The organism is Plantactinospora soyae, from assembly GCF_014874095.1.
Classification (GTDB): Bacteria; Actinomycetota; Actinomycetes; order Mycobacteriales; family Micromonosporaceae; genus Plantactinospora; species Plantactinospora soyae.
The window spans coordinates 3,758,299-3,769,729 of the sequence record NZ_JADBEB010000001.1; the positions used below are offsets into that span (position 1 = coordinate 3,758,299).

The 11,431-nt window shown below is 70.6% G+C and carries 9 protein-coding genes; 6 read left to right on the forward strand and 3 right to left on the reverse strand.

What is annotated here, in order from left to right:
• Positions 1 to 27 precede the first annotated feature (27 nt).
• Complete coding sequence (locus H4W31_RS16765; RefSeq protein WP_318783237.1) at positions 28 to 2,046, reverse strand: M14 family metallopeptidase; 2,019 nt, start codon at positions 2,044 to 2,046, stop codon at positions 28 to 30.
• A gap of 276 nt (positions 2,047 to 2,322) precedes the next feature.
• On the opposite strand from H4W31_RS16765, the gene H4W31_RS16770 reads away from it, so the two are divergent.
• The 3 genes from H4W31_RS16770 to H4W31_RS16780 all read left to right on the forward strand — a co-directional run bounded on the left by H4W31_RS16770 (position 2,323) and on the right by H4W31_RS16780 (position 4,487).
• Positions 2,323 to 2,865 carry a hypothetical protein gene (locus H4W31_RS16770; protein WP_192767514.1) on the forward strand — a complete coding sequence of 181 codons (543 nt, stop codon included), beginning with the start codon at positions 2,323 to 2,325 and terminating at the stop codon, positions 2,863 to 2,865.
• 95 nt (positions 2,866 to 2,960) lie between these two features.
• A complete protein-coding gene (locus H4W31_RS16775; RefSeq protein WP_192767515.1) occupies positions 2,961 to 3,446 on the forward strand; it encodes a hypothetical protein in 486 nt (161 codons plus the stop codon).
• A 249-nt stretch (positions 3,447 to 3,695) separates the two neighbouring features.
• Positions 3,696 to 4,487: a maleylpyruvate isomerase family mycothiol-dependent enzyme gene (locus tag H4W31_RS16780; protein ID WP_192767516.1), complete on the forward strand. Its 792-nt coding sequence runs from the start codon at positions 3,696 to 3,698 to the stop codon at positions 4,485 to 4,487.
• A gap of 169 nt (positions 4,488 to 4,656) precedes the next feature.
• On the opposite strand, the gene H4W31_RS16785 is transcribed toward H4W31_RS16780, so the two are convergent.
• Positions 4,657 to 5,376 carry a siderophore-interacting protein gene (locus H4W31_RS16785; protein WP_192767517.1) on the reverse strand — a complete coding sequence of 240 codons (720 nt, stop codon included), beginning with the start codon at positions 5,374 to 5,376 and terminating at the stop codon, positions 4,657 to 4,659.
• A gap of 238 nt (positions 5,377 to 5,614) precedes the next feature.
• Here H4W31_RS16785 and H4W31_RS16790 point away from each other — a divergent pair, with 238 nt between their 5' ends.
• Positions 5,615 to 6,223: a TetR/AcrR family transcriptional regulator gene (locus H4W31_RS16790; RefSeq protein ID WP_192767518.1), complete on the forward strand. Its 609-nt coding sequence runs from the start codon at positions 5,615 to 5,617 to the stop codon at positions 6,221 to 6,223.
• Between the two features lie 83 nt (positions 6,224 to 6,306).
• On the forward strand, positions 6,307 to 6,771 hold the full coding sequence (locus H4W31_RS16795; protein ID WP_192767519.1) for a hypothetical protein: 465 nt from the start codon (positions 6,307 to 6,309) through the stop codon (positions 6,769 to 6,771).
• 52 nt (positions 6,772 to 6,823) lie between these two features.
• On the opposite strand, the gene ilvD is transcribed toward H4W31_RS16795, so the two are convergent.
• Positions 6,824 to 8,671 carry a dihydroxy-acid dehydratase gene (gene ilvD, locus H4W31_RS16800; RefSeq protein ID WP_192767520.1) on the reverse strand — a complete coding sequence of 616 codons (1,848 nt, stop codon included), beginning with the start codon at positions 8,669 to 8,671 and terminating at the stop codon, positions 6,824 to 6,826.
• A 272-nt stretch (positions 8,672 to 8,943) separates the two neighbouring features.
• Between ilvD and H4W31_RS16805 the strand changes: the two genes are divergently transcribed.
• A complete protein-coding gene (locus H4W31_RS16805; RefSeq protein ID WP_192772162.1) occupies positions 8,944 to 11,349 on the forward strand; it encodes a putative bifunctional diguanylate cyclase/phosphodiesterase in 2,406 nt (801 codons plus the stop codon).
• Positions 11,350 to 11,431: the final 82 nt, after the last annotated feature.

Below are 11,431 nucleotides of genomic sequence, written 5' to 3' on the forward strand. Positions count from 1 at the left end.
GGCGGGGCGGGGACGACGTCGGGCGAGCTACCTCAGGCGTGCCGGTGCGGAGTCGAGGCCGCCGCGTACGCTGACCGCCCGTACCGTGACCGACTCGGTGTCGGCCTTGGTCACCCGAAGGGTGACCCGCTGCTTCTTCCCGCCGTCGAGGAAGAACTGGGGAGCGTCACCGACGAGTCGGGCGCCCTCCACCGCCACCGTGTCGGGAGCCACGATCTTGACTTCCTTCGCCTGCTCCAGCGCGGTGGGGATCCGGCCGGTGTTGGTGACGGTGGCCGAGATCTCGTGCGTCGCCCCGTCGGTCTGCCCGGCCCGGAGCGGCTTGACACCGACCTGTGAGATCTCCACCTGCGGCAGCGACTCGGTCAGGTAGAGGTTGAATTTGGCCTGGTTCGCGGCCCACTTGCCGATCAGGTCGGGCGCCGGGTTCTGGGCCCAGAACTTGGGGTTGATCCCGCCGATCTCGACCTCGCCCAGCTTGGGGTGCTGGGCCTTGGTCCAGGGCAGGAAGCAGTTGTTCCGGCGGTTCTCGACGCACCACCGCGACCGCTCCCAGTCGGCGAACCGCTCGTCTTTGTCGTAGTCGACGAAGTCGCCGCCGTTCCAGATCTCGTCGCCGTACCAGATCGCGCCGTACTGGAAGTAGCCGAAGTCCGGCCCGTGTCCGAACAGCGCCTCCGGGTCACCGCCGTTGCGGGTGGCGTAGTCGATGTAGACGCTGCCGGAGTACCGGTAGCCGGTGAAGCCGACGCCGGCCCGGTCGAAGTGCTCGTAGAGCTTGCGGTCGCCGGTGTACATGCACTCGACCGGGTCACAGGTCGACGGACCGCGCAGGTGCATCGGGACCCGGGTGTCCATGCTGTTCACCGCGCCGATGTTGGTGTGCGACATCAGCCAGGTGTAGACGTGCCGGGTCTCCGGCTCCGACAGCGGGTACTCGCCGGCACCGGCCTGGGTCAGGTTGCGGCCGGTCTCGTCGTACCCGGGCATGACGTGCCAGTTGTACGGATAGTTGCGGTGCAGGTCGAGGCCGCCGACGCCGTCCTCGTTCTCGCGTCCGTCGCCGTCGTTGTCCACGCCCTCGGAGGACATCAGGTAGTCGCCGGCACCGGCACCGACACTGCGCATCACGATCTTGGCCGGATCGCGGTCGTCGATCACGTGGGTGCCCTTGCCCGCGCCGACGTACCTGCGTACCTGGCCCAGGTAGCCGTCGCCGTTGAGGTCCTCACCCGGGTCCTCGTCGAGCTTGCCGTCCTCGTCGTTGTCGGTCGGCCGGACCGAGGACCGGTTCGTCTGCGCGGTGTAGAGGTACAGGTCGTGCCCGTCGGGGTTGTTCACCGGCCGGATGTAGACGGCCTTGTCGTCGAGCAGCTTGTCCACCTGTCGGTCCTTGCCGGCACGGCTGATCAGGTGGTTGGCCAGCCACAGTGAACTCTCCGCCGAGGAGATCTCCCCGGAGTGCCGGTTGCCCTCGAAGAACGCGGCCGGCTTGTCGGTGTCGGTACCGGTCGACTTGTCGGTGATGGTCACCTGGTAGATCGGTTGACCGCTGAAGCTCTCACCGACGATGTAGAGGTCGACGATGTCCGGGCGCTGGTGGGCCCACTTCTTGAGCCACCACTGGATCTCGATCCCGGTGTGGAAGTGGTCGAAGTCCAACTGGCCCGGTGACTTCGGCCGCACCTGGTCGTACCGGACGACGTCGAAGGTGCTCTCGCCGTCCCGCTCACCCGCGATGGTGATGGTCGGGGTGGTCGGGGTGACGCTGCCGGGGAAGGGACCGGGGTCCTGCGGTGGCTGCAGTCCGATGGTGTACGTCGGCGCCGCGGAGAGCTCGGCGTCGTCGAGCGCGGCGCCCTCGTCGCCGCTCCACATGGGTGTGCTCGCTATGACGAGGGCGGCACCCGCCACCAGCGTCATCAGTTTGGAGGCCGACCGGCGGGAGCGCCCCGGCCGGACCGGTGGGGGTACGGGCGAAGGCGTCCCGTCGGAAGCGGAGTTCTCGGGGTGGTCGGGTACGGATCTGGCGATCTCGGAGCCCACGGTAGATCTCCTGTCGTCACTTCGGTGTCGCGCTGCCCATCCCGGGCAGGCGATCACTTTCAGTGTCGGGGGCGCCACCCAACGTCTATTCGCTTGTGATCATGTTAATCGAGGGTCTTGCGGGTGTAAATATCGCGCCACGCTGAGCTGCGGAAAGTCCGCGTACTCGGCCAACCGTCGGCGGAGTGCTGGTCGGTGAGATCGTCCTGCTCCGGTCGGGGCGGACGGCTGGATAGGCTGCCGCTTCCGCAACGATTGCCGATCCGGGGGAGCCCCATGCTTGCCGAGTACGTCCGCGACGCGGCGATGACCGCCGTCATCTTCGGTTTCTTCGGCTCGAGTTGGTTCGGCTGGGCGCAGGAGGCCCCTCCGGAGCGGTGGCGCAGGCCGTTGATCGCCGGCTCGGTCGCGGCGCTCCTCACCGCCGTGGCCGGCGGACTCCTGGCCTGGCAGCACTGGTCGGACGGCTCCGTCTTCAACTCCCCCGACACGGGTCGTAACTTCGGGATCCTGGTCGGCATCGAGTTCGGCCTCGCCGGTCTGGGCGCCGGCCTCCTCTCGATCCGCGAGCGCTACCGCGACCTGATCGCCCCGTGGATCGCCCTGGTCGTGGGGGTGCACTTCTTCCCGCTCGCCGCGTTGATCAAATTCCCGCTGGTCCACGTGGCTGGCGTGCTGGTCACCCTGGTGGCACTGGCCGCGGTTCCGGTCGTCCGGAGGCGGCCGGTTCGGGCCAGCGCGGTCACCGGTGTCGGCACCGGTGCCGCACTGCTCACCGTCGCGATCGTCGCCCTGGTGATGGCGCTGTTCGGCTACTGAGGCCGATCGACTCCGGCCCCGTCAGGTCGGGCCCGGCCTGCTCTTGATCCCCGTTGTTACTCTGCCGCCGTTGCTCAAAGATCATGGGGGTTTGTATGAACAAGAGTCTCTATAAGGCGGGTTATATCGCATTGTCCTTCACCGCGGTGGCGGTGCTCGCCGCCGGCTGTGGGCCGAGCGAGGAGGAGGGGACCGCGGCAGGTCCGACGGGTGGCACCTCGGCCAGCCCGAGCGCGGCGGCGCCGAGCCCCACTGCCGCCCCGAACAGCAAGGAGGTCTGCGCGGCGGTTCTCGACGTCTTCCTCGACGGCAGCGTGAAGATCGCCGACGATTCGGTGAAGGCCATCGAGAACGGGTTGAACCAGGCCGCGCAGGCGAAGCAGATCAAGACCACCCTCACCACCCTGGCCGGGCAACTGGAGGTACAGGCCCAGAAGGCGAACGATCCCGAGATCAAGTCCCTGATCGAGGAGATGGTGACGAGGCTGGAGTCGGGCGCCAAGTCGTCCGACCCGGTCAAGTTCCTCCAGACCGATCTCGTCGAGGTGGGCACGATGATCGACAAGGAGTGCGTCGCCTGATCTCCGGGCGTCGGCGGGGTCGGTGCCGCCGTCCGGGCCAGGGCGGGGACACCGGCCCGAGGTACGGGCCAGGATGGGAACACCGGCACCTCTGACGTACGGCGCCGGTCCGGTGTGCGTCGTACCCGACGGCGTGGACGCGTACGCCGGTCGAAGCGGCGGCGCGTTGTCGGCGGCAGCGGGCATGATTACTCTGTCGCGTCGGCCGGTTCGGGGTCGGCGGCGTACCACTCGGGAGACAGGAAGACCATGGCCACCTTTGCCGACCAGCCCATCGCCGCTCTGCGGTCGGGCCACGACGAACTCGCCGCGTTGGTCCGGGATCTCGGTCCGACCGATCTGGTCCGGCCGTCCGGGGCCAGCCAGTGGCAGGTGTCCCAGGTACTGAGCCACCTCGGTAGTGGCGCCGAGATCAACCAGGCCACCCTGAGCGCGGCGCTCACCGACGGGCCGGCCCTGGACGGCGAGTTCAACAAGCGGGTCTGGGCCAGGTGGGACTCGATGGAGCCGATCGAGCAGGCCGAGGGCTTCCTCGAGGCCAACCGGCGGCTCGTCGAGCAGTACGAGGCGCTGGACGCGACCGCCCGCGAGAAGCTTCGGATCGACCTGGGTTTCCTTCCGGCGCCGATCGACGTCGGCGCCGCCGCCCGGATGCGGCTCAGCGAGTTCGCCCTGCACCAGTGGGACGTCGAGGTCGGCTTCAACTCGTTCGCGACGGTGGCGCCGGAGGCGGTCCCGCTGCTCGTGGACCAGGTCGGAGTGCTGCTCGGCTGGGTCGCCAAGCCGGAGGCGCTCGACGGCCGGCAGGCCGAACTGGCGGTGCGGCTGAACGACCCCGAGCGCTCCCTCGGGCTGCGGCTGGGTGAGCGGGTCGAGTTGACCGACCTGCCGGAGCAGCCGGACGGCGAACTGGTGGCGCCGGCCGAGGCGTTCCTGCGGCTGGCCACCGGCCGCCTCTCGCCGGAGCACACCCCGGACGGGGTGACCGTGACCGGTCCACTCAGCCTGGACGACCTGCGCAAGGTCTTCCCCGGCTTCTGATCCTCCGGCGCCGGCCGGTACACCGGTACGTCACCGGGGTGCCGGCCGTACGGTTCCGGCGGCGACCCGGGAGATCGCCAGCGGCACCGGTGAACCCGCTTGGGCATGGCAGTGCTTCGGCAAGGCGAGCGCGACACCTGCGGCCAGCCGCCGGTGGTTGAGCCCGGGATCAGTCCATTCCCCGTTTGCCGGGTGCCCAGAAGGGTTTGACGACGACCTGGCGGCGGCTCCAACCGCGCTCGCGGACCAGGTGTTCCCGGACGGCCTGGCAGGTACGCGCCTCACCGGCGAGGTAGGCGGTACCCGGCCCGACGGGCAGGTCGAGGGCGGCTACGGCGTGCAGCAGTGCGCCGGGATCGGCGGGGTCGGCGTCACCACGATGGACCCAGGAGAGCCGATGGCCGGGCGGCAGCGGTACCTCCCCGTCGGGGCTGTCCGTGCCGAGGACCCCGTACGCCGGGGTCTGTGTCGGAAGGGCCCGCAGCATGGCGGCGAAGGGGACGGCGGCGGTCTCGTCGCCGACGAAGAGGTGGTACGGCGACTCGCGTAGGGTCAGCCGCCCCTCCGGCCGGGACAGGGTGGCCGGCTGCCCGGGGCGGGCGGTCCGGGCCCACCGCGCGCCGGGGCCGTCGCCGTGGTCGAGGACGCAGAGGTCGAGGGTGCCCCGGGTGCGGTCGAGCTGCCAGACGGAGTAGGTCCGTCGGGCGTCGCCGGGGTGGCGGAGCCACTGCCGGGGCGGCGAGACGTTGACCCGTACGTGCTGTCCGGGCAGCCAGGGAACGGTCTTGAGGCGTTCTCCGGCGATGCGTACCCGACGCATCCGAGGGGTGATCTGCTCGACCTCCTCGATGGTGCCGGACAGGAAGAGCAGTTCGACCGGGTGTCTCATCCCTCAGGTCCTTCCTCGCTCGGTCGGGGCAACGGGCAACGGGCATCAGGTCGGCGGGGCGACGTGGACCTCCGTCGACGTCGACGTCGAGGTCCGGGGCCACCGTCGCCTCCATGACCGGCGGCCACCGTCGCCGTCGATGACCGGCGGAGCGTTATCGACCGACCGTCGGTCGGTTAGTGCGTCCAACTTACCGACCGCTGGTCGGTTGTCAATACCGGCGCTAGGCTCCGGCGGTATGAGCGGCACCAGACCGATGACGAAACGCCCTCGCGCGCCCCGGGCGCCGGCCGAGCGACCAGCGCAGATCCTCGACGCGGCGGCGCGGGTGCTGCTCCGGGACGGCCCCGACGCGACGATCGACGGCATCGCCGCCGAGGCCGGTCTCGGCAAGGGGACGGTCTACGAGTACTTCGGCTCGAAGGCGCAGGTCTTCACCGCGCTGCGCAACCGGTGCAACGAGCAGATCCTGGCCGCCGGCGCGGACGCCGTGTCGGCCGCGCCCGCCACGTCCGCGCTGGACCGGGTACGTCGGTTCGTCGCCGGCATGTTCGAGTTCGGGATGGCGAACGCCTCGCTGGTGGCCCTGCTGTTCCACGAGGTCGGGATCGAGGAGCGCGACGAACTCGGGCCGATCAGGGCGAGCCTGCTGACGCTGGTACGGGAGGGTGTCGACGCGGGCGAGTTGGCCGTCGACGATCCCGTCTTCACGGTCGAGTTCCTCCTGCACGGCCTGCACGGGGTGATGGAGACCGCGTTCGCCGGTGGTACGGCCGCCGGACCGGTGCTCGACCGGGTGGACGGAGTCCTCGCGGCCCTGCTCAATCCGGTCCGACCCGGGTCCTGAGGAACGACCCCTCCCGCTTCCCCGCCTCCTTGACAATTGTTGTCAAGTACTTGACGATGGCTGTCAAGTGGATGGGAGGGGCCATGCCGCCGAGCCATGACGAACTGGTCGAGCAGCTGATCAGGTCGATCGACATCCGGCTGCTCGATCCGCTGGAGATCCTGCTGGACGGGCACGACGCGGTCGACGCGCTGCGGACGATCGTCCGGGTGCGCGCCGAGAACTGGGCGTACCGGCTGGTGAAGGGCGACGACCCGGAGGCGCTCGGCACCGCGATGCGGATCGCCGCCACGCTCTACCCCGGAGACGGCCCGTTCGAGCCCCCGGTCGAGTGGTGGCGGAGCCCGCTGGGCCAGACCGTCGTCCGGCGGGTCGGTCATCCCACCGCCCGCTCGGTGTCGTACGCGGTGGCCGGAGCGATGCTCGGGATCACCCGACAGGGCGTACACGACCTGCTCAGCCGGGGAAAGCTGGCCCGTCACCCCGAAGGCGGCGTACTGCCCTCGTCGGTCCGCGACCGCCTCCTGAAGCTCGATCCAGGGTGTTAGGAAGGGCCCCTTCTTCTACAGAAAACGATAAGAAGGGGCCCTTCCTTACAGCTCAGTCGGGGACGCGGCGGAAGGCGCCGTCGCTGGCCGAGGTGGCCATCGAGGCGTACGCCCGGAGGGCGGCGGAGACGGGACGCTCGCGGTTGACTGGGGTGTACGGGCGGTCGCGCTTCTCCTGGGCGATGCGGCGGGCTTCCAGGATCTCGGGCGCCACCGCCAGTTCCATGCTCCGGTTGGGGATGTCGATGACGATCTCGTCACCCTCCTCCACCAGTGCGATCAGGCCGCCGCCGGCCGCCTCGGGGGAGACGTGTCCGATGGAGAGCCCGGAGGTGCCGCCGGAGAACCGGCCGTCGGTGATCAGGGCGCACTCCCGGCCGAGGCCGCGGCCCTTGAGGAACGAGGTGGGGTAGAGCATCTCCTGCATTCCGGGGCCACCCCTGGGGCCCTCGTACCGGATGACCACCACGTCTCCGGCGACGACCCGTTTGCCGAGGATCGCGTCGACGGCCGCGTCCTGCGACTCGTAGACCTTGGCCGGGCCCCGGAAGGTCAGGCGGTCGGCCGGCACTCCGGCGGTCTTCACCACGGCACCCTCCGGAGCGAGGTTGCCGTGCAGGATGGCCAACCCCCCGTCGGCGGTGTACGCGTGCGCCTTGTCCCGGATGCAGCCGTCGACCGGGTCGGTGTCCAGTTTGGACCAACGGTTGGCGGTGGAGAACGGCTCGGTGGTGCGGACGCCACCGGGAGCGGCGTGGAACAGCTCGACCGCCTCGGGTGTCGGCGTACCGCCGCGGATGTCCCAGTCGGCCAGCCATCCGTCCAGGTCGGGCGAGTGCACCGAGTGCACGTCCCGGCGCAGCAGGGCGGCCCGGTCCAGTTCGCCGAGGAGGGCCGGGATGCCGCCGGCCCGGTGCACGTCCTCCATGTGGTACTTCGGGGAGTTCGGGGCGACCTTGGCCAGGCAGGGCACCCGGCGGGAGATCTCGTCGATGTCGGCGACCCCGAAGTCCAGCTCGGCCTCCCGGGCGGCGGCCAGCAGGTGCAGCACGGTGTTGGTGGACCCGCCCATCGCCACGTCCAGGGCCACGGCGTTCTCGAACGCGGCCCGGGAGGCGATCGCGCGGGGCAGCACCGAGGCGTCGTCGCCGTCGTACCAGCGCTTGGCGATGTCCACGACGACCCGGCCGGCCCGCTCGAAGAGTGCCTTGCGGGCGGCGTGGGTGGCCAGCACCGATCCGTTGCCGGGCAGCGCCAGCCCGATCGCCTCGGTCAGGCAGTTCATCGAGTTGGCGGTGAACATGCCGGAGCAGGAGCCGCAGGTCGGGCAGGCGGAGCGCTCGATCTCACCGAGTTGGTCGTCGGTGACCGCGTCGTTCGACGAGGCGATCATCGCGTCGATCAGGTCGATCTTGTCGTGCACGATGCCCTCGATCGCCATCGTCTTGCCGGCCTCCATCGGGCCGCCGGAGACGAAGACCGTGGGGATGTTCAGCCGCAGCGCGGCGAGCAGCATGCCCGGAGTGATCTTGTCGCAGTTGGAGATGCAGACGAGCGCGTCGGCGCAGTGCGCGTTGACCATGTACTCCACGGCGTCGGCGATGAGTTCCCGACTGGGCAGGGAGTAGAGCATCCCGCCGTGGCCCATCGCGATCCCGTCGTCCACCGCGATGGTGTTGAACTCCCGGCCGACGCCACCGGCCTCGGCGATCGAGTCGGCGACCAGGCCGCCGAGATCCTTGAGGTGTACGTGACCGGGTACGAACTGCGTGAAGCTGTTCGCGATGGCGACGATCGGCTTGCCGAAGTCGTCGTCGGTCATCCCGGTGGCCCGCCACAGCGCGCGGGCGCCGGCCATCGTCCGGCCATGTGTGGAGGTCTTTGACCGCAGGTCAGGCATTCGACAAGTGTGGCACTACCGCCGCCGTTCCGCCGCTGTGCCGGTGCGGGCGGTCCAGCAAGCGGGACGCCGGTGGCGCCGAGAGGTGTCCGTGGAACGCCCCGATCGTCACCACGATGCCCGAATGGGCGGTCTGTGCCTCTGATCGAGGATCAGGCATCCGGGGTCCCCATGGAGTGCGATCGATCCGGCAGAGTGAATGTGTGCAACTCGCCTCCGGCGTACCGGCCCTCGCGGTGGCGACCGGCCTCGCGTCCACCTGCGGGCCGGTCATGCTGGCTTTCTCCGCCCAGCGGCACGCCGGTGCCCGCCGGGTCGGACTCTGGCTGCTGGCGGTGGGCGGTGCGCTGGCGGTCGTCAGCGCGGGGATCGGCGTGGCCGCGATCCTCACGATGGCCGAGCACTGGAGCCATCAGCAGGCCCAGCGGACCGGCCTGGCGACGCTGGTCGCGGTCGGCACGGCGGTGAGCGGGGTGCTGCTCTGCGCGGGCCTGCTCCGGTTGCCCGGCGCCGCCGAGACCGGCGCCGCCGCGCTCCGGCTCGTGCTGGACGGGCTGGTGATCGGGGCGGCGTTGTGGTTCGTCGGCTGGGTGCTGCTCGCCGAACCGACCCGGCTGCTCGGCGAGTTCGCCGCCAGGGGCTGCCTGGCGATCCTGGTGGCCACCATCACATCGGCGGTGGCGACCGGGCTCACCTTCATCGTCGGGGCACGGTCGCGGTCGCCGCGACACGGCCTGCTGCTGGCCGGCGGCGGGGTGACCCTGGTGACCGGGTGCGGGCTGGCCATCGCCACCGGGTTGTGCCAGGCGGGCCCGACCGTGGCGCTGCTCGGCGTGGTGCTGCTGCCGTTCGGCCTGCTGGCGGTCGCGCTGGCCGGCCGGCTGACGGAGGCGACGGGTGGACCGGACCCGGACGTCATCCGACGCGGCACCGCGTACGCCTTCCTGCCGATGATGGCGATGGCCGTCTCCGCCGTCTACCACCTGGTGATCGGCGGCAACTTCACGATCTTCGCGGTGGTGGCCGGCATCGTCGAGGGGTTCGGCCTGGTGGCCCGGCAGCACCTGGCGTTGAACGACGTACGCGGCTACGCCAGTCGGCTCGCCGAACGGGAGGCGCACTTCCGGGAACTGGCCCACACCGACCCGCTGACCGGGTTGGCGAACCGCCGGGGCCTGTTGCGGGCGGTGCACCAGGACGGGGCCACGGAGACGCCCTGGGTGCTGCTCGGGCTGGATCTCGACGGCTTCAAGAACGTCAACGACATGCGGGGCCACGACGTCGGCGACGCGGTGCTGATCGAGGTGGGCCGGCGGCTGCGGACCAACCTCCGCCCCGGTGACCTGGCCGCCCGGCTCGGCGGCGACGAGTTCGCGGTGCTGATGCGGGCCCGTCCGGCGGAGGCGCAGCGGATCGCCGAGCGGCTGCTCGGGGTCGTCGGGTCGGCGTACCGGCACGAGGCCGGTCAGGTCTTCCTGTCGGTCAGCATCGGGGTCGCCGAGTCGACCGGCGCCGGGGACGCCGAGCACACCGACGCCGGGGACGTGGAGACGCTGCTCCGCAACGCCGACCTGGCCCTGCGCTACGCCAAGCAGCGGGGCAAGAACCGCGTCGAACGGTACGACGTGGCCTACGACCACCTGCTCCGCCGGCGTACCACGTTGGAGCACGAACTGCGCGGTGCGATCGAGCGCGACGAGCTGCACCTGGCGTTCCAGCCGGTCGTGGCGGTGCCCTCGGTCCGGCCGGTCGGCGCGGAGGCGCTGCTCCGCTGGCACCATCCGGAGCTGGGCAACGTCGGCCCGGACGAGTTCATCCCGCTCGCCGAGGAGTGCGGGATGATCGCCAAACTCGGCGCCTGGGTGCTGCACCGGGCGTGCCACCAGCTCTCGATCTGGCTCGCCGACGGTCACGACGTCTGGGTCTCGGTCAACGTGTCCCCCCGGGAACTGCACGCCCCCGAGTACGTCGTCCAGGTCGCCGAGGCGCTGCGGGCGCACCGGGTGCCGCCGCAGCGGCTGGTGCTGGAGGTCACCGAACACGCGGTGGCGACCGACCTGGACGAACTGATCCGGCGGCTGCGGGCGTTGCGGCTGACCGGGGTACGGATCGCGCTGGACGACTTCGGCGCGGGGTACTCCTCCCTGGGGCAGCTCCGCCGGCTGCCGATCGACATCCTCAAGATCGACCACAGCCTGGTCGCCGAGCCGGAGCCGATCCGGCCGCCCGGCCCGGACGGTCGGGCCTTCGCGCCGATGGTCGACGTGGTGATGCGGCTCGGCCATCAACTCGGCCTGGAGGTGATCGCCGAGGGCGTGACCAATCCCACCGAACTCGCGGCAGTGGTCGAGGCCGGTTGCCGGTTCGGGCAGGGGCAGCTCTTCGGCTGGGGGGTCCCGGCCGAGCATCTGGAGGCGATGCTGGAGGCGGCCAGCCCACCCGAGGCCCGCTCTGCGCGACCGGCTCCGCCGAAGCCGCCGCGGCCCCGCCCGCCGGCACAGCGGGCACCGAGCGATCCCTACCCGTCGGGTGCGCAGCCTGCGGAGAGTCGCCCCAACGAGGCCGGGGCGACGGCCGACAACCGCCCCTCCGGAAACCGGAAGAAGCCCAGGCCGGGCACGGATTCTGTCCAGAATGCGGGATCAGTTGACTCATCGCATGAGATGCGTCAGGCTTAGCCACATGTCGCCGACCAGGTCCTTCCGAGTACTTATCTGAGCGCACTCTCCACCCCGAGAGTGCGCAGGCCCCGTGCATCAG